The following is a 26,549-nucleotide window of genomic DNA, read 5'->3' as shown; positions in this document are numbered from 1 at the left end:
TAGAAATGAGGGGTTTGGGTTAATAATTATGTTAGTTAAAATGATCATTTACGGAAAAAAGAACTTACGGATATGATAAGGTAAGTTTAATAATTTATCGCCGGTTGCGCCACCACTAAAAACAGATGTGGTAACGGTACCGCCATTGTACATATACAAAGTCTGGTTACTTGGCCGATAAATGGCAGGATGCGTTTTACCATCGCCAAAATAATCGCCGGGAGCGGGTATATCGCCTGCGGCAGGCGTTAAAACAGTTACGTTAGACACCCCTGTTTCGGCACTGTTGAGGTGCCATACGCCATCGGCCGGGTTAAATATGGCTACATCGGTACTGCCATCGCCATTATAATCTCCCGGTACGGGGATATAGCCGGCATCGCCATAATGGAAATTTGTTTTAATTCCTTTTACGTTCCACATCCCGGTAGCTATTACATAATAAGCCGCGTCAACCTTACCATCGCCATTATAATCGCCGGGCACAGGTATTACATTGGCCGCGCCGTAATCATAACCGGTTTGCCCTTTAATATACCAATGGTAAGGGCTTGACGGGCGATACATGGCAATATCCGCTTTGCCATCTCCGTCATAGTCGGCCGGTACAGGTATATCTCCGGCTATGCCGTATACGGCGGTAACCTCGGGCACTAATTTAATATACCATGTTAAATTATTAGGTCTCCATACGGCCAGTTCGGTTTTACCATCACCATTATAATCCATTGGTACGGGCAGATCGCCTTGTGTAGCGCTGCCGTAGGTTACATTGCTCATCCCTGTAACTTTCCATACCCCGGCATTAAAGAACGAAAAGTCGCTCTTACCATCCTGGGTAAAATCAACTTTGCGGGTGGTGGTTTCCTCGTGAAACAGTGGTTTCGACATTTGGCTATCACTATCAGTTTCAAACGCGTTAACATATGGCGAAAATGTTCTCACGCTAATAAGATCATTTGTTTTCGAAAACTTCATGATACGCATATAACCGTTGCCCCCCAGCGTACGGAACTGATAATCGGACACGAATGTTTTAATTGTACGCCCGGCATAAGTATCCTGCCTGTAGCCTTCGCCATTTACGTGGCCGCCCAAAAACATAAACACGTTGCGGCACGATTTTACTTTATCGTAAATCTCCTGCGCCTGTGGCGAGTAAGCCGATGGCGTAGCGGGGCTGCCCATATAGTGGGTAACAATAATAGCTTTACGCCCGGCGTAGGTGCCTGTTAAAAGGTTGTAGGCCCAAGTATTCATATTGTTTCTTTCGGTAACCGATGCCGCATCGGTCCTGTCATCGTACTCAATATAAATGGCAATAAAGTTTAAACCGCCGGCGCTAAATAAATCAAAATGGCTATCGTTATTTGCTCCGTAATGCCCGCCGTAAAATGATTTTCCGTTAAACCTTGCCGTGCTAAAACCAAAGTATTGGTTATAAAAAGCAGTGGTACTAAAGCAGCTTCCCCTATCGTTAGTGTTTGGATTTTGCGCCGGAATTGGGTCGTGATTGCCCTGATCGTGATTGCCTACAGCCATACCGTACGGTATATTAGCTACATCAAGCTTAGCCATGGCGGTATCGGCGCGGCGCCATTGTACAGGGCTGCGGGTGGGATCTTCGCCGTTTTCAGATATATCTCCCAAATGTGCCACGTATACAATGTTAGAATCAACCTGATGATTTACAATCCAATTGGTTTGAGCGTAAAACATCCCTATAACCGAATTATAAGTGGTGCTTTGCCCCGTGTAGGTTTGTGTATCGGGCAGCACCACTATGGTAAAGTCGCCACCAGTTACGTTGTTTGTTGCCAATGCCGATGGTGACTCTGCTTCGGCAGCTTTTTTATCCTGCGGGGTAATTTTTTTACAGCCCGAAAAAAACACTGTAGTAACTAATAATGCGGTCACTGCCTTTTTTACAGTATACCAGCGCCGGTTAACGCGCCTAATATTGCTATTACCAATAGCAACCCTGAATAAATTAAGATTTAATTTTTTTTTCATCTTTTCTGTTTTATTAAATGATCAATTAAACCACAGCTATGGCTGTACACCATTTTTTACTGTGGGCAAAACACGTTATTAATAAGAAATTCAGATAGCAGATTCAGGGCTGCTTTTTGTTTGTTGGAAGGTTTTATTTTTGTTGTTTTTGTTATTTCCAGTTTACTACAGCTACAGCAAATGGTTTTAAAGTAATGGTATTGCTATTTAATTGATATTGCCCCACCGGATTATCGCCAGTGCTTACATCTACGTAATTAACCGTGGCGCCATCGGCGTTTGGTAAATCAAGCTGTATTTCTTTATCGTGCTTATTTATCAACAGCAGCTTTTTACCTTTTGTGGTTATAAAAGCCTGCGCTGCTACATCCTGTGAACTAAGTGCCGTAGCTTGCAGTTTATTGCCGGGGCCAAAATTATCTTTCAGCAATTTAAGCACCCAATAACGGGCATTGGGCTTACCGTTTTTCCAGTTCATCATACTTACATCAGGGAACTGTGTGGGATAGCCCACCAATTGCGACTCGCCTACCACATCAATACCTATTTTGGTTAACTCCACAAACAGGTACGCATACATGGCGCCCGACAGGTTCCAGTATTCGGCTGGGATGACACCTTTGTAATCATGATCGAGCAGGATATTACCTACTTCATTTATTTGTGTTTTTACGTTTGGCGCCAAACGTTTGCGTATGTTTTCGATATACCGTGTCCTGTCCAAAAAGCCTTCGGCCTGATCAAAAAACGAGTATTGGTAATGATCGATAGTTAAGTCATTAATAGACGGGCGGCCATAGAAGTGATACGAAATGGCATCAATAGGAATACCCGGCTTGTGGTTTTTTACATTAAGAAAATGCTCGAACCAGTTGGGGTCTTTTTCATGTGCCACTGATATACCTACAAATTTAATATCCGGTTGTACCTTACGCATGGCTGTAACAATGGCATCGTACATTTTAGTGTAAAGTTCGGGTGATATTTTGTGTTCCAGATCAGGCTCGTTCAGCACTTCCCAGTAATCAATTTTATAGTTATGGCCAGATTTATGATACTTGCCCAATTCATCGGTAAAACCACCTTGGGTATACCAGCTTAGCAAGCGGGCAAAATAATCTGCTACTTCTTTACAAGTAGGGTCGCGCAGTTCGGTACCCTGATTGTATACCCAGTTAACCAAATCAGCATCGTCATCTACAACTACCGGCTTGGTAGTTTTCCACATCCATACCGGAGTGGTACTAAAGTTTATAACTACCGAATGGCCTTCCTGGGCTTTCATAATATCGGCCATCGACGGATCGGCATAAGTAAAATCCCAAAAAGTTTGGTCTTTAGTGGGCTCTTTTAACTCTACAACTGCCGCCTTTGGATATGGGAACCATGGCACATAGCGCACATAATCGGCACCCATGTTTTTAAGCGCCTCAAAAGTGCCCTTGTAAATTGGAGAATTTGACCGGATGTAGGGATTATACACCACCTGCAAGGTGGGCGTTGTTTTAGAAACCGAAACTGTTTTATCCCAGTTGATGGTTACCTTTTTTGCCTGCGCATATAAGCCAGTGGCCGATAAGCCTGCCAATGCACTGATAATTGCCAGGGCGCCGGTTTTATAAATAGATGTGTTTCTCATATGATTAGTTTATTGGTTAGGATATTAACTGGTTGGTATCGGAGGCAAAATATACTAATTGTTTTCTATGCCCGACACCCGCGATTTTGACCTTTTAAAATAAGAGAGCGAATTGCTCCCTTATTTATATATTAAAAATTATTGGGGACACGGATAAGAGCGGCCGTACCGCCACCTGTCATATCTAACGAGCCTAAAGCGGCCTGAAGCCCCCATGCAGTATTATAGCTGTCGATATAAAGGTCTTTTTCATACGCCGATCCCAGGTAAATTTCTGTAACCCCGCTCCCCGCGCTGTTTGATATACTGCCTATACCACCATAGTTTAAACCTTCATCGTAATACATGGTGTAGGAGTATTCGGCATTGATAGACCCGATTGTTGTTGCCGGAATGGTACATGCCGCATTACTATAAAACCGGACGTAATAATCGTGGATCAAGTAATCCTGCATTACATAGCCCGGTACAAATGACGGCCCGTAATAAGAAGCTGATACCGATCTTTCCAGCCTGACATACTGGGCATTGGAAGTTTTAAAACTGAACACTAATGCAATTGTAAAGCACAATGCATAAAACACACTTCTGATCTTTTGATTGGTTTTCATGGGTTCAAAATTTATAAGTTATTGATTAGTAAATGCTTGATTAAGTAATCCGGCGCAGTTGCGCCGGATTAACCATATTATTATAAATCAGTATAAACTTATTCTCAATATCCTGCCGGGCCTGTTATTAATATCCCGGGTTTTGGGTTAGTTCGGGGTTTATGCCAACCTCGGCCTGTGGTATTGGGAAAAGCAACCGGTTTGCAGTTATGCCAAATGCGTTTACAGGCACCTGGGTATAATAGGTAGATTTAGCTTTAACAGCATAGGCCGTCATTACAGCAAGGGCCGTACCTGTGCGCTGCAGATCGTGCCAGCGATGGTTTTCAAAGGCCAGTTCAACCCTTCTTTCGCGGGCGATGATATCGCGCAGGGTGGCCTGATTGGTTTCGGCACTTGCGGCTAAACCGGCACGGGTGCGCACTGCATTTAAAGCGGTTAAAGGAGATTTGTTCTGTTCGTTCTGCGCCTCGGCCAGCAGCAGCAACGCGTCTGAATAACGGTATACCGGCCAGTCATCATTACTGATATTATTGGCTACGTGCGGCGTATGCAAATACTTTTTAGCGTAAGGTATACCTACCTTACCCGCGGCCGGCACATAGCCTACTATGCTTTTGTTGGCCGATACCACTAACAGATCGCTGGCATTATAGGTGCCTTCGGCAATACCGATAGAAGCATCTAAACGTTTATCGCCGGCTTCATATGCGGCTATCAGATCGGGGGATGGTGTATTCCAGCCACCGGTTGCCCCGTTAGCGGTGCCTGTGCCTGTAATTAACGTGGTAGTGGTACATCTTGGTAAAAACTGGTAGATAAAATTACTTGGGGCCGCTGTGGTTGTTTGACCTTCCTGAAACTGCACTTCAAAAATACTCTCCTTACTGTTTTTATTAGTGGTTAAAAAAACATCGGCGTAGTTGGCGTTCAATCCGTAACCCATCCCTGCCAGCGAAGCTAATAATGTTTCAGCTTCAGCATATTTTTTCTGCGTCATGTAAACCTCGGCCAGTAACATGGTAGCCGAACCTTTCGTAGCTTCGCCAGTTTGGGGAAATTTAGCCGGTGGCAATAATTTGCTCGCTGCATCAGTAGCATCAGCTATGATCTGTGCATATACCTGGTCAACAGTTGATCGTGATACAAAAGCATCGTTGGCATTTTCCACCTCTTTTAAATATAAGGGAACGCCGCCAAACAATCTTACTAGCTTAAAGTAATTCCAGGCGCGCAAAAATTTAGCCTGCCCTATTACATTAGCTTTAACAGCGTCTGTTGCGCTTGAGGCATTAGGCGCTCGGCCAATAACCACGTTGCACCTGAAAATGGTTAAATAACAATCATAATACTCCATATTGGTAACGCTGTTGGTAGATTCGTCGTTCCAGTCCGAAACATTTTCGCGATGCACATAGGCTGTACCACGGTTTGCCGGATAAGGCTGATAATGTGCATTATCCGATTTCATTTCTGTGCAGAAATAATCATAATTCATCAGATCGCGCATGGGCACATAAGCTGCTGCTATGGCCGATTTTAATTGCGCATCTGTTTGATAAAAAGTAGCCGGTGATGTTTGATCAAGCGGGTGAAGATCGAGATAGCTCTTTTTACAGGATGAAACCGTAAAAGCCAGCACGGTAATTACTATATATATCTTTTTCATGTCGTTGTAATGTATAGAAATGAATTTATTTGAATGTTGTACTGATACCTATAGAAAATGTACGGGGAATAGGATATCCCTGCTCATCTACACCAATACCTGAGTTGGCATCAAGGCCCGACAGACTAATCTCGGGGTTCATGCCTGAATAGCCGGTGATAATGAACGCCTGTTGTACCGAAGCATATAAGCGCAGGTTTTTCAGCATCATACTATTTTTTAACTTAAAATTATAACCTAACGATATGTTTTTAGCCGTAAGGTATGATCCATTTTCTACCCATTGCGAGTTTACCTGACGGCCCATGGCTGTAGTGTTGATCAGCGTACGCGGATAAACTCCCGAACCCGGGTCAGCTTCCGAACGCCAGTGATCTAAAGCGGCCGCTACCGGCACCCGTGAACCATCCATATTGGTTTGGTAAGCCCATTTTGCAGCATTTAACACCTTGCCGCCAACCGAACCAGACATGGTAATGCCCAAATCGAAGTTTTTATATCTAAAATCGTTGGTAAAGCCAAAATTAAAATCGGGAGTTGGGTCGCCAATAAACGTACGATCGTTTACATCGTCAATTACCCCATCGCCATTAATATCAGCTACCTTAATAGTACCTATGTTTGATACCCCGTTAGGGTTTGCCGATGTTGCCTGATATTTAGCCGAGCTGGCCAGATCGGCCGCGTCTTTATACAAGCCAAGGAAAACAAATCCATAAAATTCGCCTAAATGATGGCCTTCCTGGATACGGAAATAGTCGGAACTTACCGTGTTATTTCTGCGAAGATAACCAGGTGATACCAGTTTTTTTACCAGGTTCCTGTCGATGGAAACATTGAAATTACTGTTCCACTTTAATTTACCGGTCAGGTTCACCGTGTTTACGCCAAATTCGTGCCCCCACATTTCCAGGTCGCCAACGTTTGAAATAATGGTAACAAAACCTGATGCGCGCGGGATTGGCCTTGGCATAATTAAATGATCGGTATTTTTATGGTAATAATCATAAGTAAAATTAATACGGTTATGCAGTAAGCTCAGGTCTAAACCAATATCAAACTGTTTGTTACGTTCCCACTGTAATTGAGTGTTGCCTAAAACGTCAATCACCTGGCCGGGCACTAATACACCATTATAAGTATAGTTGGATAAATGTATTTGAGATTGCGCCAGGTAGTTAGAGAAGAAGTTGTTACCGGTAATACCATAACTGGCGCGGATTTTTAAAAGATCTATACTTTTAAATTTCTCCATGAACTTCTCATCGCTCATTACCCAGCCGGCCGATATTGAAGGAAAATAGCCATACTGATTATCGGTACCAAACCTGGAAGAACCATCGCGGCGGATAGCGCCCTGCAACAGGTATTTCCCTTTGAAATTATAACTTAAACGGGCAATGGCCGAAAGCAGCGAGTATTGTGTGGTATTACTTCCACCGGCCGTAATAGTGGTTGCGTTGCTCAGATACTGTATATCATCACTCGGGTAACCGGTTGCTGATATGGTGTTGCTTTTCTGATCAAATTTTTGCGCCGAATATCCAACAAGCGCTTCAATATGATGATCGGTAAAAAAAGTTTTCTCGTAGTTAAGATTGGCTTCGGCCGTATACGAATAATTATCAACCGAAGAGCTTAAACCGGTAGACTGTACCGGGGCCGAAGCTTGTGTAGAAAGCGCGACTGACGGAGAGAATTGATTACGGGTTTCTCCGCCTTTATCTGCACCAAAATTGGTTTTTAGACTAAGGCCCGGTATAAATTCATAGTTTAAATAAGCGTTACCTAATATGCGTGTGGTAGCATAATCATCGCGGCTTTCCTTTAATAATGCTAATGGGTTAACATAAGCCACCATACCCGATGAATAGGCGCCTACGGCATACGAACCATCAGGATTATATGGGCTTACAATCGGACTGGCTTCAAAAAAACGTTCAAAGTAACCGCCAACGCCATCGGTTGAAAGCCTGTTGTTATGATCGCGGCGATAGGTTGGCGCCAAATTAAAGCCTATTTTTAGTTTGTTGTTATCGCCGATGCTCAGAGACTGGTTAATACGCAATGAAAATAATTGGGTACCGGTATTAATTATCACACCATCCTGTGCCTCATACCCTGCAATTACGGTAGAAGACGATTTTTCGTGTGCCGACATTACAGTTAATGTATGGCTTTGTATGGGCGCCGATTGGGTAAGCAGCTTAAACCAATTGGTACCTTCGCCATAGCGCGTCATATCTCCCTGGTAATCTGCAGGAATGGCAGATGGGGCCAGTCCTTCGTATTTTACCTTATCTTCAAACCGTTGCTGCATAAACGTGCCAAATTCGGTAGCGTTCATCATTTTAGGGACGCGGTTGCCCGGAATTTTCTGCACGCCAACATTGCTGGTATATTCCACCTTAGAATCTCCGGCTTTGGCATGTTTGGTCGTGATCAGCACCACGCCGTTGGCCGCACGCGAACCATACAACGCCGTTGCCGATGCATCCTTTAGTATAGAATATGATTCGATCTCATCAGGATTAATATTGTTAATACTGCCGGTTATCGGCAGGCCATCAATTACAAACAATGGCTGATAATCTGTTGAAAACGATGCCGCGCCACGGATACGGAACGCGATACCACGGCCAGGCTGGCCACTGGTTGCCGAAACCTGGACACCCGGCGCTTTTCCGGCCAACTGCTGGCCAAACTGCATTACAGGCATATCTGCCAGCGGGGCGGCGCTTATTTGCGATACCGAACCCGTCACTTCCCGGCTGCGCTGTTTACCATAACTTACGGTAACTTCTTCCAGCCCGGTTACGGTGGCTTTTAATTTTACGTTGATAACCGTTTGATTTCTGAAAGTTACCTCCTGGGCCTCGTACCCTACCGATTTAAATACCAGTACATCGCCGGGCGCGGCAGCAATGGAATAATCGCCGGATACGCTGGTGGCGACACCCTTTTGCGTGCCTTTAATTAATACAACAACGCCTGGAATTGGCTCGTTCCGATCGTCGGTCACTCGTCCCCCGATCTTACCTGTCTGCTGGCTAAATGCCCATGTGCTGCAAAGCAAGGCAAGCAGCAACACACAGAAGTGCTTAATAGCATAGTAAAGTTTTTTTTGCATAGTGGTTGGTTTTAATAAAATTAACCCGATTGCCTTAGGGTGGCACCCGGATCAATAATTGGTTTGTATTTGTGTATAATTGGTTAACTTTTGTACGTTTTTGCTCCCACAATTAAACGTTTTGAAATATTTTGAAACTTCATAGACATAGATTTTTAATGAAAAACAAATAAACAATAACATCTTGCAATGTTATGTAAGCTATATTAACATAAACCCATTCCTATATTAACAAAAGATGAAATAATACAAAAGAGCACTATTACAACTCAAGCTTATTTCTTAGCACACCTGCACCACATCCATATTTAACAATTGGCCCAGCTTATTTATTTTGGTAGCGATATGTCCCACGCCCACCGCGCAATGATGCGCCGGGCCATAGCTGTTCCAGTTATTCACAAATTTCCGCGCCCCTATACTAAATTTATAGCGGCTGTTGGTATTCCCTATTTCCAGGATCGGGCCGGCTACCGATTCGCCTTCGGCTACCAGCAGCATCAGCTTCCCCCCTTTTTGTTCCACTACCGATAACAGGGTTACCGGGCCATTTTTTACCGACATTTCTACCGATAAGCCCCTGCCTACCTTACCGTGATACACTTTTAATGGCCTTACTTTTGTTTTGCCCTCGGCAATCTTGATATGCCCCGGGCCATCATGCCCCATCAGCACAATATCGGCCGCAAAGTCCATCGCATAGTATTCTGTAAACGATCCGCCTGCACCAAAACTGTCCATGATCTTCATGGCCTGGGCATTCTTAATCTCGTACTCGCCCGCTACCGGGATATTTCTTGCCGTTAAAAGGGAGTTACCCAAAATAATAGAGCTGATAGCATCCTCGTTATCGGCATTGCCCGATCCTTTGTAGTAATAAGCCATCGAGCCTAATTTGTACCGGTCAACCAGCTGATCAAGCGCTACAGATGTACGGGCGGCACGTTCCAGTTCGGCGTTAGAGCAATCGCTTTGCACATCAAACTGGGTATGGAATACCATTAATCGCTCAGCTATCTGCTCCTGTGTAACCGCTTTACGCATTTCGGCCAGTTCATCTACTTCCAGCAGTTCAATATGCCCGCCAAAGCTGGCGTATTGCTGGGTTAAATCGGTATAAATATCCAGCATACCGCTGTAATAATGACCCATGCAACCCATGCGGTTATAGGCCATAATATGGGCAACTTTGGCAGCTTCCACCCACTCGGTTACTTCGTCCCAGCATTCGGGGTCGTTGTTCAGCATCCCGGTGATCTGGTGAAATTTGATACCGGTACGGTTAAATACATTAGCAATTTCCGGCACCGGGCAAGCCGAACAAAAGGCCAGCCATTCGCCCGTCATTTTGGTGCGGTCGTCCATTTTATTGAAGCTGGCATAGTCAATCGCTGCTTCGGGGGCCAGGTTTAGTATAATAACAGGCACTTTAGCCCGCTGAACAACAGGCAATACGGTAGATGAAAGCGCGTAAGTGGTAACGTATAAAAATATCAGGTCTACATCCTGCTTCCTGAATTCGCTGCCGGCTTCAAAAGCTTTTTCGGCGGTATCTATCAGGCCAAGGTTAACAATTTCGGGGTGTATAGCGGCCAGCTTATTTTCTACTGTGGTTAAATATCCTTCGAGCCTTTGCTGCAAACCTGCAAATTGCTCCCAGTAGGCATCTAAGCCAATGCCAAAAAGGCCTATCTTTAGTTGTTTATTCATGTAAAGTGAATAGCTGTTGGATGCTATTTATAATTGATTAAACAAACATAAGCCCGTAGCTATAACGCAGATAGTCAGATATGACATCTCTATTGTAGAATTTGACATTTCTGCTCATCTTGCATCCGTACGTATAGTAAATATTATAATTTAGTATGACCAATTTGATATTAACCTTTTATGGATAATTATTTTCTCTACTTCCCGGTAAGTGAGAAGGATGAATCGTGGGGATTAACCGTGCTTAATACCGGCAGTACCAAAATTGAGCGCAATTCATCTTACCCCCCAGCTAATCATCCCTCCCACCATAACTTCGACTGGAGTAAGGGCAGGGTATTGCAGGAATACCAGCTGATCTATATTACCCGTGGCGGAGGGATATTTGAATCGGAAAGCTGCAAGGAGGAGATTACCGAAGGATCGGTTATTTTGCTGCACCCTAAAGAGAAACACCGCTACCGCCCCCATAAAACTACCGGCTGGGACGAAATGTGGGTTGGTTTTAAAGGCGACTTTATTGATAATATCATCGAAAAAAAGTACTTCGATCCGTCGAAGGCGGTCTTCCGTATAGGGTTTAACGAGACTATTGTAAACCTGTTTAATGATATTGTTAAATTCAGCAAGGAAGAAAAGCCAGGCTACCAGCCGGTTATATCGGGCGCTATTATTTACATCCTTGGTTTGCTACATTCCGAGCAACAGCAAAAAAGCCTGAAGGAAAAAGACAATACCGAACTAACGGTTAGCAAAGCCCGTGTAATTTTCCGCGAAAAGGTATACGAGAAGATCTCGCCCGAGCAGGTGGCCGAAGAGTTACAAATTGGCTATTCGCTTTTCCGCAAGATCTTTAAAAAGTACACCGGCCTGGCGCCGGGGCAATATCTTATCCAGCTAAAAATGCAAAAGGCAAAGGAACTGCTGGCCGATCCATCCAAACTCATCAAGGAAATTGCCTACGAACTGCACATTGAATCGTCGCTGTATTTTTGCAAGCTGTTTAAGGAAAAGGTTGGTATAACACCTGTAGAATACCGAAACCAGATTTTGAAGAAACATAAGTTTTAGGACTCATCCGATCTTATTTCCCTCAATACTGGGTTCAGTCTGCGACTGAAGCTTAATAGATGAAGCAAGTCTGTGACTTGAGATGTTGATACAAAAAAAGTCGCAGACTTTTATTTATCATAGGCTTCAGTCGCAGACTGAAGCCAGTAGTGAGACGATGTCCGGAGGAGGGTTATACTATCGTCACCGTAATCCCCAGTCCTTCCAGCGTTTTTACCATGTGCTCGGATACGCCGCTGTCGGTAATGATCTGGTCCACCTCATCCAGTCCGCAAATTTTACCGAAACCGCGGCGGCCAAACTTGGTTGAATCGCACAGTACAATGGTTTTTTGCGATACGCTGATCATCTGCTTATTGAGATGTGCTTCCATAACGTTAGTAGTAGTGAGGCCAAAATCCAGATCGATCCCATCCACACCCAGGAATAATTTACTGCAGAAAAAATCACCCAGGATCTGCTCGGCATAGCTTCCCATCACCGATGATGAACTTTTGCGCAGCAAACCACCTAATTGCAATACTTCAACAGAAGGAAATTTCATTAATTCCAAAGCCACATTCAGCGCCGAAGTAATTACGGTTAAGCCCGCCCTGGGCGGAATATTTTTAGCAAAAGCCAGCATAGTAGTACCCGAAGCGATGATAATAGAATCGTTATCCTGCACCAATGCCGCGGCGGCCGCGCCGATATTCATCTTCTCAACCGATTGAAATTTTTCTTTTTCGTTTACAGGGCGGTCAACAATATAAGGGTTATTTAAAGTGGCACCGCCATGTGTGCGGAACAGCAGATTCTTATCTTCCAGCACCTTCATATCTTTACGAATGGTAACCGAAGATACTTTTAGCTCTTTACATAATTCAACAACATTTAAATTGCCTTCTTTTTGAAGTTTGTTTAGGATATATTGATGTCTTTCCGCTAAATTGATCATAGGGTAACAGGCTTTATGCTACGCAAAGTAATGAATATATGAGATATGATTATAAATTTTTGGTTATATTTTTATTATTCCAATCCGATTTTCTATACTTACATATTATTTCATTTAGTTACTTTTAAAGTATAAACCAAAAGTTCCGGCTACGGGACCCGTATAAACCCAATATAAATTCCTAATGGAAAAATACATTCTATCACTCGACCAGGGCACAACCAGTTCGCGGTCTATCGTATTTAATAAAGCGGGCAGCATTGTCTCCATCGCGCAAAAAGAATTTACCCAAATTTACCCCAAACCGGGCTGGGTGGAGCATAACGCGGTAGAGATCTGGTCGTCGCAGGTTTCAGTAGCCGCCGAATCTATTTTAAACGCCGGCTTAACAGCTAAAGATATAGCGGCCATAGGTATCACCAACCAGCGCGAAACCACTATTTTATGGGATAAACGCACCGGCGAGCCGCTTTATAATGCCATAGTATGGCAGGACAGGCGCACATCCGGCTTTTGCGATGAGTTGAAAGAGAAAGGCTATCGCAACCTGATCCAGCAAAAAACCGGTTTAGTTTTAGATGCATACTTTTCGGCCACTAAAATAAAATGGATTTTGGACAATGTGGAAGGAGCGCGTGAAAAAGCCGCTGCCGGGCATATTGCCTTCGGTACGGTAGATAGCTGGCTGGTGTGGAAACTCACCGCGGGCGCTGTGCATATTACCGATGTCAGCAATGCATCACGCACCATGATCTATAATATCCATACCATGGAATGGGACGAGGAATTGCTGAACCTGTTTGATATCCCCCGCAATATCCTGCCCGGCGTAAAATCATCCAGCGAGGTTTACGGCGAAACTGCAGGATCGGTACTGGCGGCGCAGATCCCAATAGCGGGTATAGCCGGCGATCAGCAAGCGGCTTTATTTGGCCAAATGTGCACCGAAAACGGCATGGTAAAAAATACCTACGGTACGGGTTGTTTTATGCTGATGAACATTGGCGATACCCCTATCGTATCTAAAAACAACCTGGTAACCACCATAGCCTGGAAGATAAACGGCAAAGTGCAATACGCCTTAGAGGGCAGCATTTTTATTGGTGGCGCGGTGGTACAATGGCTGCGCGATGAGTTAAAAATGATCAGTTCATCGGCAGATGTGGAAGACCTGGCAAAAAAGGTAGCAGATACCGGCGGTGTTTACCTGGTACCGGCCTTTGCAGGCTTAGGCGCCCCCCACTGGAACCAGGACGCGCGGGGCACTATTACGGGTATTACCCGCGGCACCAACCAATCGCACATTGCACGGGCTGCTTTAGAGAGTATTGCTTTCCAAACCATGGAAGTACTGAAGGCTATGGAGGCAGACTCGGGCCTGAGCATTAAACAACTGCGTGTGGATGGCGGTGCTACGGCCAATAACCTGCTGATGCAGTTCCAGGCAGATCTGTTGAACACGACAGTGATACGCCCGGCAGTGACCGAGGTTACAGCGATAGGCGCGGCTTACTTAGCCGGACTCGCAACCGGCTTTTGGAGCAGCATGGAAGATATCAGCGGACAATGGAAAATTGAAAAAAGCTTTGAACCCGGCATAGAAAAAGATATAGACGAACGTATTAAAGGCTGGAACCGCGCCGTAAGGGCCGCCAAAGCTTACGCCGAAAACTAATTGATCAACCATTATAAAATCTAAAATATCATGAATGAACTTACCGCCGAGTTTATCGGCACCATGGTACTTATCCTGTTAGGTAACGGGGTGGTAGCCAACGTTGTACTTACCGGCACCAAGGGCAACAACGGCGGCTGGATAGTAATTACCACCGCCTGGGCGCTGGCTGTATTTGTGGGTGTTGTTATTGCCGCGCCATATAGCGGTGCGCATTTAAACCCGGCCGTAAGTATTGGCCTGGCCATAGCCCAAAAATTCAGCTGGGCTAAAGTACCGGCCTATGCGGGTGCGCAGCTATTAGGCGCCATGGCGGGCCAAACATTGGTTTGGCTGTTTTATAAAGATCATTACGCTATTACCGAAGATAAGGGCGCCAAACTGGCTACCTTTTGCACCGGTCCTGCTATCCGTAAAACGTCATCGAACCTGATCAGCGAAATCATTGGCACTTTTGTGCTGATATTTGTGATCTTTTATTTTACCGATGCCGAGATCAAAAAGGACAAGGTTATTATCGGCTTAGGATCATTAGGCGCAATGCCTGTAGCGTTTTTGGTATGGGTGATAGGCCTTGCCCTGGGCGGCACAACAGGCTATGCTATTAACCCCGTGCGGGATTTGGGTCCGCGTATTATGCATGCCCTATTACCTGTAGACAAAAAAGGCAGCAGCGATTGGGGCTACGCCTGGATACCCGTAATTGGGCCTGTTATAGGCGCTGTATTAGCGGCGCTGGCATTTTTATGGCTGAAGATTTAATGTTTAAGATTTAACCACGGAGAGTAAGAACACAAAGGCCACGAAGATTAGCTTCGTGGCCTTTGTAATTATAAAAACATGTCATGCTGAACTTGTTTCAGCACCCCCACTAAACCGTAGCTGAAGTTTCAAACTTCAGCCATTTCAGGCACAAGTTAAGCCAGCACATAAGCCAACCCTTAAACTTGCGCCAGCATGAAGGGTTCGACGAGCTCACCATGACACCCCTGTTATATTACTTCAAATATCCACCCTTTTCAAACACCTTTACCCATACCTGGTAACCGGCATCGTTAGGGTGTAGTCCGTCTGCGGTATATTCGGCTTTTAGGTGGCCTTCGCTATCCAGAAAATTTGGATACAGATCAATAATGTTTACGTTTTTAGCTTTCAGCTTTTTGATGGCTTCGTTAATGGCCAAAATATGCTGATCTTTCCCGTAGTGATTAGGGAATTTACCGAACGACGCGTTTACCGGTAGCAGCGTACAAAAGTAGATCTGCGTTTTTGGCGAACCGGCACGAATGCGGGCTATCATTTTTTTATGGTTGCGGGTAATGATACTATCAGGCACATTGCGCGACATATCGTTAATCCCGATCAGGATAAATATCTTTTTAGGCTGCCCGGCAATTATCTCGTCCATACGTTCTAAAACCCCAAATGTCAGATCGCCGGATATGCCCCTGTTACGGGCGTGCGGATTGTTAAATAATTTGGCCCAATTGCAACGCGCGGTGATGCTGTTACCTAAAAACACTACATCATCAGCAGTAACCGGGTGCGCCTTAAACGAGGCGATGCTATCCGCCGTTATTTTAGGGCGATAAGTGCTATCCATAAACCCGGCCGGATATACCGCAGGCGGTTTAGGCGCAGGTGTTGCGGGTGTAGTTTGTGCGAATATCGTACCCGAGCAAACTATTGCCCCGGTAATTAATAGGATCCTTTTTGCAGATAATAAATTTATCATTTTAATTAAGCATTAGCCAGCAAATTCGCCTTTTCCCTGTTCCAGGTAAGGGCGGTGAAAAATATAGATAAGATACAAGCGGCAAGGATCACGTAGAACGAAGCATTCCAACCGTAATGATCAAGCACCTGGCCAATGGCTATGTTGGCTAAAAGGGCGCTGCCCATATAACCAAAAAAACCGGTCAGTCCTGCTGCTGTACCTGCCGCTTTTTTAGGCACCAGATCAAGCGCCTGCACGCCTATCAGCATCACCGGGCCATAAATAAGGAAACCGATTGATATTAACGAGGCATTTGCTATCCATAAATTACCCACCGGGCACTGCCAATATACCAAAACAGCTACAATGATCAGCAACATATAAATAATTGTGGCGGGCGCACGACGGCCTTTAAATACCTTATCACTCATCCAGCCACAAATTAAAGTCCCGGGGATACCGGCAATTTCAAAGTACGAATACGACCAGCTAATTTGCTTAGGATCAAAATGTTTAACCTCGGTTAAATAGGTAGGCGCCCAATCCTGGATCCCCTGCCTGATCAAATAAACAAAGGCGTTGGCAAAGGCGATATACCATAACAAACGGTTATTAAATACAAAGTTAAAGAAAATCTGCTTCGCCGTTAACTCCTTCTCGTGCTCAACTGAGTAATCTTTAGGGTAGTCATTTTTATAGGCTTCAACCGGCGGCAATCCAACAGATTGCGGGGTATCGCGCACCAGCAGAAAAGCAATCAGCGCGAAGCCTAAAGCGATGAACCCCGGGAAGTACAACTTGCTTTGCCAGGTACCAAAAATAATGATAGCCAAATAAACTACGGCCCCCATCAAAGCGCCACCAACATTGTGCGCGCAATTCCAGATAGACATGGTACGGCCGCGTTCCCTTGTAGAGAACCAGTGTACCACTACCCTGCCGCATGGCGCCCAGCCCATCCCCTGGAACCAGCCGTTAATGAGCAGTATAGAAAACATGATCACCACCGACGAGGTAGCCCACGACATGGTACCCATAATGATCATACAGATGGCGGATAATACCAAACCAATACTCAGGAAATAACGCGCGTTACTACGATCGGATACGTTACCCATCAAAAATTTACTTAAACCATAAGCGATACCCCCGGCTGATAAAGCAAAGCCCAGATCTGACTTTGAATACCCCAATTTGATCAGGTCGGGCATCACTAACGAGAAATTCTTCCGCACCAGGTAGTAGCCCGCATACCCTAAAAATATCCCGATAAATACCTGCCAGCGCATGGCTTTGTATTTTGGATCGATCTCCTCTTTTGGCAGTTGCTCTTTATGGACGGCAGGCGAAAATATCTTTGATATCATTTATAATTGATTTATGGCTTGGTTAGGTTTTATTGAAAGTACAGGTTGGGATAATCGGTGATGATACCGTCTACTCCTAAGGCTTTCAGGGCGGCTATATCTTCTTTAGTATTTACTGTCCAGGGCAATACTTTTATGCCGCGCGCATGGCATTCTTTGATCATATCGGCTGTTACCAGTTTAAACGTTGGACTGTATACAAATGGATCGTAACCCAAATCTGCCAGGTTTTCGGCCAGACTTAGTTTGTTTTCAACCAGATAAGATGTGCGTACGCCCGGATATTTTTTATGAATAATCTGGATGGTACGCTTATCAAACGACTGGATCACTACGTAGGGCAATATCTTTTTTTCGATGATCACATCCATCAGCAGCTTTACAAATGTTTCGGGATCGGGATTGTAGAGCTCGTCATCCTCCTTGCTGCATTTGGTTTCGATGTTATAAAGCACCTGCCGTTTGCCTGTAACCTTAATATGGTTTTGTACGCTGTCAATCAAATCGGCCAGCAAGGGAACACTCACTTTTACCCTTTTTTGCTGTGGAAATTTGGTATAAGGTTTCGATCCTACATCAAATTTGGCTATATCAGCATAGTTCATTTTGTAAAGCACATATTTCTTGCCGTCCTCTTTCGGGATCTCTTTCCCATCAGGTAAAAGCGCGAATAAGGGGTTAAAGACATCGTCATGCGCTACTACCACTTTACCATCGGCGGTAATATGGGTATCCATTTCCAGGGTTTCAACGCCCAAATCAACAGCATTCAGCATAGCCGGAATAGTGTTTTCGGGCATTAAGCCACGGCCGCCGCGATGGGCTTCCCTGTCGTACGCCGGATACGGCGCGTTCTTCAGGTTCTTTACCTGCTGGGCTTTACAACCGGCCATGGCAAACCCGGCTACTATGGCTAAGTAAATTGCTTTTTTCATCTCTTCTTAATTGGTTATTATTACAGGTAACCAGCAATTAAATGCTCATTTCCTTTTCGTACTTATCGCCAAAGCGGTCGGTTGCTACCACTTTTATTTTTTTAACACCGGCATCAACATGTGCTATAAACAAATGGTCGGTTTTTTTGGGTTCTGCAAACGATCGTTTAGCCGGTAGCTGATCGCCCTGGTATAACTGCACGGTCAGCGGGTCAAATCCCTTCTGGTTTTCCATAGCGCCTTTAGGCTGCCCATCGGCCCAGTACTCTACCTTCCATTGCGGGTCCCAGTTCCAAACGTTGGCAATTACGCGTTTTTGGTTGGTCAGTTCATCGGCATATAATGCAATCTGGTACGATTTATCCTCACCGGTTGATTTGTAGTACCATTTCATATCGTTACCATCAACATGGTAAACGCCGTAACCACGCGGGGTGCCGTCCTCACAAACGGGGCCAGTCCACCAGGCGCCGCAAACAGTACCGTGGTTATGCTCGTAAACATTATCGGTTATCACATTACGGTGATAATGTGTATGGCCCGACATAATGTGCGCATTTTTATAAGGCGCCATCAAGGCATAAAGATCTTTATTATTTTTTACCTGGTTGTGTACCGGTATATGCAGGCACACGATCAGCAGGCGGTCTTTCGGTACATTTTGCAGGTCTTTTCGCAGCCAGTTCAGCTGTTCGGTGGTAATATAACCATCATATTCGCGGTCGGGGCCCAGGTACCGTACATTATCAATAACCGCATAATGCGCCTTACCCCTGTTAAACGAGTAATAAGTTGGCCCGTAATGCTTTTTAAAGGTTTTGTCCGATTGATCGTCTCCCCCCTGTCGGTAATCCTCATCGTGGTTGCCCAGCGCCTGGAAAAACGTAACATCCATTCGGCGTATCGCCTCGTTATGCTGAACAAACAGGTCGTGGTTATCCCACACCAAATCGCCTACGCAGATGCCGTGTACCAGTTCATCAGCGCCCATTTCTTTTACTACTTTGCGCACATCAGGCACCGACGTTTCCATCATTTGCTTCACATCGGCCATGTTTTTCACCTGCGGGTCGGCCCAAAGGATAAAGCTATGCTTATCGTCGGCGCGGTTTAGCGGCACCAGCTTAAAATCGTATTTGGCATTATCGGCTACAGGCACATAAAATTTGGCCAACCGGTCCTCATGCGGGAACTCATACCCGGACGGTACACTTACAAAAACAAACTCGGCATTGATATCTTTAGGTAGCTTGTATACCCCGTCGGCACCCGTTTTCACTACGCTGTAACCATCCGATACCCATACATCAGCAAGGGGTTTCCCTCCGGCTGTTACTTTGCCGGTTACGGTATCATCATCGGTTAGCGCGTATAAAAAATTAGTTTTAAAGGTTAGCGCAAGCCCGCCGGAGACAAACAGCACTTTTTTAATGAACGATCTGCGTTTCATAGTGTAAAATCAAATTAAATATGGGTTATAATTATAAAGGAAGCAGGGTTTTAGCCCTGCTTCCTTTTCTATTGGTTTTAATTATGGTTAAATTAATCTTTAACTACTGTAGCCGGAACACCTGCAGGGAATTCACCTTCTATCTCGTTAATCTGCGATGTTTTGCTTAACACCACCAATGTTTGCGACCTTGCTTTAACCCATTTACCTAAACGCGCGCTATAAACACCACCCAATTTATAGTAGTTACCAATATCGGAAACAGCGGGGTAGGTTAACGACAGTGTATTAGTACCTTGCCTATAGTATGGTTGAGGTTTTAATGTAATTGGGTCTACCGTATCGTAAAAATCGGTATTAGCTACGCGGTAACCCAATTCGGGCGGGCCGGCTGTATATAAGGAGCCACCGGTTGAAATAAATTCACAATCGATAGGCGTACTTGCCGAGGTTACATTTATACCCTCAAACACAGCAATACCCGATGCGTTACCGCTATTGGCTAATATGCCGCCAAATGCCGTACCAAAACCTTCCCCTGCTTTGTTTACATAATCATAGTTACGTATCCAGTTAGACGAAGCTATGGATGTTGATGCGGGCAATGTAGAGGTTGCAGGGCCGTTAATTAGTTTGCCGGTACCTCCTACGTAAAAGAATGTACCTTTTTTGGCGGTGCCCGAAGTCATATTTATCTTATATGTTTTAAACTGTATGGTTGTTGATGTACCACCCGTAGCCCAGCCATTTGCAGGGAAGCCCAGCGGTGTTGCTGCACCCGCGTTATTACAAAATACTAACGAGTAAGGTGTTACAGAAAAATCTATATCCTTGGTAGCTATAAACTGCACATATTCGTAATTACCGTCGGAACCTATTACATCGCTAATAAAACCGCTGATAACAAAAGGTACATTTACAATTTCCGAACTTAAAATTACCAGATCATTAATGTTACGCAAGCGTAATTGCGGCACTAAACTGCCTGTACTGCCAACGGTGTTAAATACAATACCGTAAAAGTTAGCACTCACCGGCAATGATGTATTGGCAAAGGTTGCCGTAGCCTCGGTATGCAGTGTAATGTTATCAAAACCGTCATTCACCAGTTTATCGCCGCTAAATTTATCAGCCGCGGTTGGTATCGGGTCAAAACCGCCTTTTACAACAGCCACCATAATACTTTCGTAATCTGCAGGTTTAGCTAATAACTGGCTGGTGGTAGCTTTAGTTACCACAACAGCCGCGCCGCTCCTTACTTTGGTAACATTGCTTGCCGAAAGGTTGGTAACTTGCAATATGCCGTTGGCGCGGGTAAGCGTACCGCCGTTAAGGTTAATAACTACCGAATCGCCGGGTACGTATTTGGCAGCATCGGCGCCTATATTTATGGCTATACCCCTGTAAATATTAAGGCGACGGTGATCTTGTACCACCAGCAATCCTGCAGGCATATTCTTACCCGTGTGGTCTGAAATTACCACACCGGTCAATTTATCCGAACCGTACATAACGTTGGTATTTAAAACCACGTCGGTACCCTGATATATCTGGCGCAGGTCTAACGCCGGGATATAGGGACTAATAACGCCACCCGGATAGTTGTTACCTTTTTGGCAACCAGACCACATGCCGAGGCCTGAAAGGAACAAAAATGAGTAAAATAATATCTTTTTCATGTTTTTGATTTTTTATATCGATGATAAATGATATGCCTGTATTATGGTTTTTGCCACCAAACTTGTGTGCTGATGACATCCTGGCCCTGGGTTGCTACAGCTGCTGTATAATTAGCCGGATTGGCCGATTGTACATATATAGGGTAGTTTAACCTTGCAGGCATGATCTTATTATTTAATAACCCTGCGCCTTTTGGTAATACCGGATGGCCTGTACGCCTGTTCTCGAACCATTCCTGCGAATCGGTAAAGAACAAAGCATAGTATTTTTGCACGTGGATAGCTTCCATTTTGGCGTCGAGTGATGCTGCATCATTCCAAACTATACCCGCAGCAGCTTCATAAGTTGCGGTTGTAATAGGCGCTGTAAAATAGGTTGGCAACCAAAAGGTAATTGCGGCAGTTACACCATTATCGTAATAGCCCTGTGCAGTACCTTTGGTGATATAACCTTTAACAAATGCCTCTGCCAATATAAATTGCAACTCGGCATAATTCATGATATTGCCCGATAGCGGCTCGTTTTCATAAGTTCTGGTACTGGTTGTTGAATAAAAGTAAGAACGCTGGTGCCCGCTTGGTAACGAACCTGCGGCATAGCCGCTTGGTGTACCTACAAAAGAACCGTTGCTGGGCGCAATCGCCCAAACACCGCCTGCAACCCCATTTATCTGCGTATATAAACGCGGATCGCTCCACTTGGTTAGGTTGTCCAAAAAGAACGATGTTAACGAAGGGGCCCTCCAATCCTGCTCGCGCACACCGTTGATGAATGGCGATGTTAAATAACCTGTACCGGTCCATCTCAAAACAGCAGCATCGGTATTACTGGTCATAATAGGGTAGTTAGACGAGCTAACATCAATGATATCTTTGATCTTAGCCTGTACATCTGCAGCAACCTCGGCCTTGCCTGATAACCGCAGCAGTAACCTTAAATAAAGTGAATTTCCAAACTTGCGCCACAGTGCAACGTTACCGTTATAAACCGGGTCGCTGGCGCCGTTTACGTTGGTAGCTGTTTTAAGCAGGGTGTTGGCATTTTCCAGTTGTTTAAAAATATCAAGGTAAATATCTTTTTGCTTATCAAATTTAGGTTCAAATAACAGGCTATCCCTCCCCAGGTTCGACTGAAAGTACGGGATGTCGCCGTAAGTGTCCGTAAGTATAGAATAGATCCACGACTGGCATATCAGCGAGATACCTTTATAACCTGCACTTGCCGTAAGCGGTTGATTGGCTATAGTGTAAATATCTTTAAAATTGCTGAGTTGAATGTACAGGTTATTCCAGGTATAATCAGCCTGGTTAGGCTTAATATCGTACCTGAATACTGCGCCCTCACCATCGGTCTCGTTTACAGTTACCTGTACCAGTTCGTTGTTAAAACTACGTGACTTCAGCATGTTAGCGCTAACGGTGTTAACCAGGGCCGGCGCAAGTAATTGCTGCGGTAGCGCGGTAAGCGACGCGTTAGGGTTGATATTAAGTTCGCTAAAATCTTTTTTGCATGATGACATCAGAAAGCCGCTAAGGGCAAAGGCGAACATCAATTGATATAAATTCTTTTTCATTTTTTGATCGTTGCTTAAAGTGTGATAACTAAATTAACACCCATAGTACGTGTTGACGGGAACTGGCCTACCTCGAAACCCTGCGTAATATCAGAGCCGTTAAGCGTACCAAATTCCGGATCAAATCCCGGCCATTTTGTCCAAATAAACAGGTCGCGACCGTATACACCTACAGTGGCACGCTGCACACCTATCTTACTTGTGAACCTAACCGGCAGGGTGTAATCCAAACGCACCTCGCGCAGTTTAATAAAGTTGGTGCTGTAAGTAGAACCTTCGGCGTTATAGCTACCGTAGGCGTGCTGATAATATTGATCTATATCTGTTGCTGTAACATCATTAGGGCGAAAAGTACCATCGGCATTTCTAACCACACCATTACCGATAATACCGTTATAACGGCCCGGAAGTGTATTGGTTGTTTTTCCCTGTTCGGCTAATTTATAAGCAGTAAGCGAGTAAGCTACCGCTCCATACTGACCATCAACTAAAACACTCGCGTGGAATTGCTTGTACTTAAAATCGTTATTCAAACCCATTTTCCATTTAGGTTGGGTATTACCCAAATAAACCGGGGTAGATGTTGTTAAGGCTGTACCAACTGCTTGTACTGCAGGGTCGGCGTTGTAAATTACCTGCCCGTCTGGTGCGCGCTGGTAACCTATCCCGTAAAGGTCGCCCATGCTGCCACCTACCGTAGCAACTAACTGGCCCTGGCTTACAGGGCCTGTTTGTAATACAATGCTGCTGTCCGACAGTTCGGTGATCTTATTACGGTTGGCCGAGAAGGTATAGTTCATACTCCACGAAAATTTATTTGTCTTTACCGGGGTACCATTCACGGTTAGCTCCACACCTTTATTTTTTACCCGGCCAATATTAACTACCACTTGCCGCGCACCTGCTGCTGCATCAATGATGCGATTAAGTTGCTGGTTCCTGGTATCGCCTGTATAAAGGGCTACGTCAAAACCTAAACGGTTGTTAAATAAGCGCACATCGGCACCGACTTCAAATGTTAATGTACTAAGCGGTAAAAGATTTGGGTTTGGTAATAACGTTGGGTTAACTAAACCACCGTTATAAGTACTGCCTGCCGACGAGTAGGCAAAATTTACACGGTAAGGAATTGTTGAACCAACACCTACTTTAGATGCCGAGAACCGTAATTTGGCAAAACTGATTTGGGTAGGCAGCTTAAATGCATCCGTTGCACTAAAGGCTAAACTGGCCGATGGGTAAAAGAAGCCTACTTTATCGGTACGCTGTGCCGAAGCCAGGGTACTGTTCCAATCCTGGCGACCGGTAATATCCAAAAACAGGTAATCTTTGTAGCTGGTAGTAAGCAAGCCATAAAAGCTGTTGATGGCAAATTTTTGTGTCACCGGTACAGTGATCAGCGGGCCTGCATTGTTAGATGTAGTATATATACCTGGATAAGTAAGTGAATCGGCACGTACTTCATCTACCTTATAGGTATTTTTAAGCATACTGCCACCTGCTGTAGCACTAAAGTTAAAATCCTTTACCTTTTTATTATACCTTAATAAGAAATCGGCGCTGGCTTCCTGGCTGTAGATATCCTGCGTGCGGAACGATCCTTTAGGATATTTAGTACCGGCATCATAAGGGCGGTCTTGCTCACGCGCTTCATAACTCATATCCAGGGATGTGCGTAACTGCAGGCTAAACTCTTTAGTAATGGCATAGGTAGCTTGTACGTTACCTGTTACCGCGTTACGATTGGTTTTGTTCAAAAACTCGTAACTGATAGCGTAAGGGTTTTCGGGGAACGAGCTGAACGGGAATTCGATAACACGGCCAACCTGTCCATTTTTCCAATAATTCTTTAACCAATCAATATCAGCGCTTGGCTGCCAAAATATGAACCAATACATTAACGATTGGTTACCATAACCTGCGCCAGGTAAATTATCGCTGAATTTATTTTGATAGTTAACTTTTGAACTGATGGTTAGTTTATCGTTAATTTTTGAATTGACAGATAAACCAACTGACGTACGGTTATATCCCGTATTGGGCGTGATCCAATCGTTCTGAACATTACCTGCCGAAAAGCGTGCGGTGGTTTTATCGCTGCCACCATCTATGCTGATGTTATTGGTCAATGTTTTAGCTGTATTAAAAAAACTATGGATCTTATCAGGATAAGCTACCCATGGTGTACGCTCTTTACCCTGCGCCTGGGTTACAGGATCAAACTGGTAAAACATCTGTCCGTTAAACCGCGGGCCATAGGCCGAGCTTGTACCGCTGGTACTGATACCATCAGGACCTGCGCCGTACGAATAATAATTGGCTCCCAACGTTCCCTGGCCATATTCATACTGATAATCCGGCCAGCGGTTAACTTTCTCTATATTAGCATTAGATGTAAAAGTAATACCAAGGCCTTTCTTTTTTTGACTGCCGGATTTGGTAGTGATCATTACCGCACCATTAGATCCGCGCTCACCATATAATGCCGAAGCGCCCGGGCCTTTTAGTATGGTTACACTTTCAATGTCATTGGGGTTAAGATCGTTGATGCTGCTACCATAGTCGGCCGGCATATTATCGCTCCCGGTACCGTATACGGTCTCGCCGCTTATACCGGTGCGCCTGCCGCTACCACTGCTAACAATAACACCGTCCACCACTATTAAAGCTTCGTTACTACCGGTCAGGTTGTTTTCGCCACGCAGTATGATCTTGGTAGATCCGGTAGGGCCGCTATTAGAGCGTACCAGGTTCAAACCTGCTACCTTGCCCGAAAGCGCGTCTGTCCAGTTGGAGGATAACGCATTGGTCAATTGTTCGCCCTTAATTGTTGTAGTGGCATAACCCAGCGCCTTTTCATCGCGCTTAATACCCAATGCCGTTACTATCTTAACTTCCTCAAGCGCGGTAGCTGATAATTTTAAGCGAATATTGATCTTTTCCTGATTGGCGGTAAAGGTGCGCGTTAATACCTCGTAACTTACAAAGGTAAACCTAATCTCGGCGCCCTTTGGCACACGGATGCTAAACAAACCATTTGCATCGGTAAGGCCCAATGTCCGTCTGTTGGCATCGGCAATGCTTACACCAGGGAGCGGGCTGCCATCAGCATCGTCTACCACTGTACCTTTTACGGTAACTACATCAGCTTGCTGTGCTTCCGCTAAACGCGGCAAAACCATTAACGCTACAAGTATTAATGGTAACATTTTTACCAGGGGCCTATGCAGCCACCCGTCAAAAAATGATGCTTTCAGTGCTTCAATTTTCCTGTTTAAAGTACAGGAGATTTGAAAAAGCACCTCCACATAATGAGTAAAGGTTTTCTTCATAATAATTCAGGATTTTACGATTGGTTTTGATTTGTTGGTT

At 44.8% G+C, this 26,549-nt stretch carries 17 protein-coding genes; 3 read left to right on the top strand and 14 right to left on the bottom strand.

Features of this window, described 5'->3' with window-relative positions; translation table 11 throughout:
• Window positions 1-48: 48 nt before the first annotated feature.
• From AC07M6_RS02205 to AC07M6_RS02180, 6 genes are all read right to left on the bottom strand, one after another.
• Entirely contained in the window at window positions 49-2,013 is a 1,965-nt protein-coding gene (locus AC07M6_RS02205; RefSeq protein WP_494887200.1) for an FG-GAP-like repeat-containing protein, read from the bottom strand.
• Window positions 2,014-2,164: 151 nt separating this feature from the next.
• Window positions 2,165-3,652: a glycosyl hydrolase family 39 gene (locus AC07M6_RS02200; protein ID WP_494887199.1), complete on the bottom strand. Its 1,488-nt coding sequence runs from the start codon at window positions 3,650-3,652 to the stop codon at window positions 2,165-2,167.
• Window positions 3,653-3,783: 131 nt separating this feature from the next.
• Window positions 3,784-4,263 carry a hypothetical protein gene (locus AC07M6_RS02195; RefSeq protein WP_494887198.1) on the bottom strand — a complete coding sequence of 160 codons (480 nt, stop codon included), beginning with the start codon at window positions 4,261-4,263 and terminating at the stop codon, window positions 3,784-3,786.
• Between the two features lie 127 nt (window positions 4,264-4,390).
• Entirely contained in the window at window positions 4,391-5,932 is a 1,542-nt protein-coding gene (locus tag AC07M6_RS02190; protein WP_494887197.1) for a RagB/SusD family nutrient uptake outer membrane protein, read from the bottom strand.
• A gap of 25 nt (window positions 5,933-5,957) precedes the next feature.
• Window positions 5,958-9,062 carry a SusC/RagA family TonB-linked outer membrane protein gene (locus AC07M6_RS02185; protein ID WP_494887196.1) on the bottom strand — a complete coding sequence of 1,035 codons (3,105 nt, stop codon included), beginning with the start codon at window positions 9,060-9,062 and terminating at the stop codon, window positions 5,958-5,960.
• Between the two features lie 282 nt (window positions 9,063-9,344).
• A complete protein-coding gene (locus AC07M6_RS02180) occupies window positions 9,345-10,772 on the bottom strand; it encodes an arabinose isomerase (RefSeq protein ID WP_494887195.1) in 1,428 nt (475 codons plus the stop codon).
• A gap of 180 nt (window positions 10,773-10,952) precedes the next feature.
• On the opposite strand from AC07M6_RS02180, the gene AC07M6_RS02175 reads away from it, so the two are divergent.
• Window positions 10,953-11,843 (top strand): AraC family transcriptional regulator, encoded by an 891-nt coding sequence (locus AC07M6_RS02175; RefSeq protein ID WP_494887193.1) that lies wholly within the window; start codon window positions 10,953-10,955, stop codon window positions 11,841-11,843.
• Between the two features lie 172 nt (window positions 11,844-12,015).
• Here AC07M6_RS02175 and AC07M6_RS02170 read toward each other — a convergent pair whose 3' ends face one another.
• A complete protein-coding gene (locus AC07M6_RS02170) occupies window positions 12,016-12,780 on the bottom strand; it encodes a DeoR/GlpR family DNA-binding transcription regulator (RefSeq protein ID WP_494887192.1) in 765 nt (254 codons plus the stop codon).
• Window positions 12,781-12,964: 184 nt separating this feature from the next.
• On the opposite strand from AC07M6_RS02170, the gene glpK reads away from it, so the two are divergent.
• Together glpK and AC07M6_RS02160 are read left to right on the top strand one after the other, a co-directional pair.
• A complete protein-coding gene (glpK, locus tag AC07M6_RS02165) occupies window positions 12,965-14,455 on the top strand; it encodes a glycerol kinase GlpK (protein WP_494887190.1) in 1,491 nt (496 codons plus the stop codon).
• Between the two features lie 30 nt (window positions 14,456-14,485).
• Window positions 14,486-15,217, top strand: coding sequence for an MIP/aquaporin family protein (locus AC07M6_RS02160; protein WP_494887188.1), 732 nt, complete (start codon window positions 14,486-14,488; stop codon window positions 15,215-15,217).
• A 235-nt stretch (window positions 15,218-15,452) separates the two neighbouring features.
• Here the strand turns inward: AC07M6_RS02160 and AC07M6_RS02155 are convergent, their stop codons facing one another.
• From AC07M6_RS02155 to AC07M6_RS02125, 7 genes are all read right to left on the bottom strand, one after another.
• The gene (locus AC07M6_RS02155; RefSeq protein ID WP_494887186.1) at window positions 15,453-16,190 is read right to left on the bottom strand and encodes a GDSL-type esterase/lipase family protein; all 738 of its coding nucleotides are present in this window, start codon (window positions 16,188-16,190) and stop codon (window positions 15,453-15,455) included.
• A gap of 5 nt (window positions 16,191-16,195) precedes the next feature.
• A complete protein-coding gene (gene glpT / locus AC07M6_RS02150) occupies window positions 16,196-17,539 on the bottom strand; it encodes a glycerol-3-phosphate transporter (RefSeq protein WP_494887184.1) in 1,344 nt (447 codons plus the stop codon).
• 29 nt (window positions 17,540-17,568) lie between these two features.
• Entirely contained in the window at window positions 17,569-18,474 is a 906-nt protein-coding gene (locus AC07M6_RS02145) for a glycerophosphodiester phosphodiesterase family protein (RefSeq protein WP_494887183.1), read from the bottom strand.
• Between the two features lie 37 nt (window positions 18,475-18,511).
• Window positions 18,512-19,924, bottom strand: a complete 1,413-nt coding sequence (locus tag AC07M6_RS02140; protein WP_494887182.1) for a calcineurin-like phosphoesterase C-terminal domain-containing protein — start codon at window positions 19,922-19,924, stop codon at window positions 18,512-18,514.
• A gap of 92 nt (window positions 19,925-20,016) precedes the next feature.
• Complete coding sequence (locus AC07M6_RS02135; protein ID WP_494887180.1) at window positions 20,017-21,603, bottom strand: DUF5689 domain-containing protein; 1,587 nt, start codon at window positions 21,601-21,603, stop codon at window positions 20,017-20,019.
• A gap of 41 nt (window positions 21,604-21,644) precedes the next feature.
• On the bottom strand, window positions 21,645-23,177 hold the full coding sequence (locus tag AC07M6_RS02130) for a SusD/RagB family nutrient-binding outer membrane lipoprotein (protein WP_494887178.1): 1,533 nt from the start codon (window positions 23,175-23,177) through the stop codon (window positions 21,645-21,647).
• A 14-nt stretch (window positions 23,178-23,191) separates the two neighbouring features.
• Complete coding sequence (locus AC07M6_RS02125) at window positions 23,192-26,509, bottom strand: SusC/RagA family TonB-linked outer membrane protein (RefSeq protein ID WP_494887177.1); 3,318 nt, start codon at window positions 26,507-26,509, stop codon at window positions 23,192-23,194.
• Window positions 26,510-26,549: the final 40 nt, after the last annotated feature.

The sequence above is a fragment of the Mucilaginibacter sp. GW821-FHT07H05 genome (assembly GCF_059418485.1).
The sequence above is the reverse complement of the archived record's forward strand: the minus strand, read 5'-3'. Positions and strand labels throughout refer to the sequence as shown.

Excerpts from the sequence above, each read along its gene's own strand:
- AC07M6_RS02205 (WP_494887200.1), bottom strand. The coding sequence starts at position 2,013 with ATGAAAAAAAAATTAAATCTTAATTTATTCAGGGTTGCTATTGGTAAT.
- AC07M6_RS02200 (WP_494887199.1), bottom strand. The coding sequence starts at position 3,652 with ATGAGAAACACATCTATTTATAAAACCGGCGCCCTGGCAATTATCAGT.
- AC07M6_RS02195 (WP_494887198.1), bottom strand. The coding sequence starts at position 4,263 with ATGAAAACCAATCAAAAGATCAGAAGTGTGTTTTATGCATTGTGCTTT.
- AC07M6_RS02190 (WP_494887197.1), bottom strand. The coding sequence starts at position 5,932 with ATGAAAAAGATATATATAGTAATTACCGTGCTGGCTTTTACGGTTTCA.
- AC07M6_RS02185 (WP_494887196.1), bottom strand. The coding sequence starts at position 9,062 with ATGCAAAAAAAACTTTACTATGCTATTAAGCACTTCTGTGTGTTGCTG.
- AC07M6_RS02180 (WP_494887195.1), bottom strand. The coding sequence starts at position 10,772 with ATGAATAAACAACTAAAGATAGGCCTTTTTGGCATTGGCTTAGATGCC.
- AC07M6_RS02175 (WP_494887193.1), top strand. The coding sequence starts at position 10,953 with ATGGATAATTATTTTCTCTACTTCCCGGTAAGTGAGAAGGATGAATCG.
- AC07M6_RS02170 (WP_494887192.1), bottom strand. The coding sequence starts at position 12,780 with ATGATCAATTTAGCGGAAAGACATCAATATATCCTAAACAAACTTCAA.
- glpK (WP_494887190.1), top strand. The coding sequence starts at position 12,965 with ATGGAAAAATACATTCTATCACTCGACCAGGGCACAACCAGTTCGCGG.
- AC07M6_RS02160 (WP_494887188.1), top strand. The coding sequence starts at position 14,486 with ATGAATGAACTTACCGCCGAGTTTATCGGCACCATGGTACTTATCCTG.
- AC07M6_RS02155 (WP_494887186.1), bottom strand. The coding sequence starts at position 16,190 with ATGATAAATTTATTATCTGCAAAAAGGATCCTATTAATTACCGGGGCA.
- glpT (WP_494887184.1), bottom strand. The coding sequence starts at position 17,539 with ATGATATCAAAGATATTTTCGCCTGCCGTCCATAAAGAGCAACTGCCA.
- AC07M6_RS02145 (WP_494887183.1), bottom strand. The coding sequence starts at position 18,474 with ATGAAAAAAGCAATTTACTTAGCCATAGTAGCCGGGTTTGCCATGGCC.
- AC07M6_RS02140 (WP_494887182.1), bottom strand. The coding sequence starts at position 19,924 with ATGAAACGCAGATCGTTCATTAAAAAAGTGCTGTTTGTCTCCGGCGGG.
- AC07M6_RS02135 (WP_494887180.1), bottom strand. The coding sequence starts at position 21,603 with ATGAAAAAGATATTATTTTACTCATTTTTGTTCCTTTCAGGCCTCGGC.
- AC07M6_RS02130 (WP_494887178.1), bottom strand. The coding sequence starts at position 23,177 with ATGAAAAAGAATTTATATCAATTGATGTTCGCCTTTGCCCTTAGCGGC.
- AC07M6_RS02125 (WP_494887177.1), bottom strand. The coding sequence starts at position 26,509 with ATGAAGAAAACCTTTACTCATTATGTGGAGGTGCTTTTTCAAATCTCC.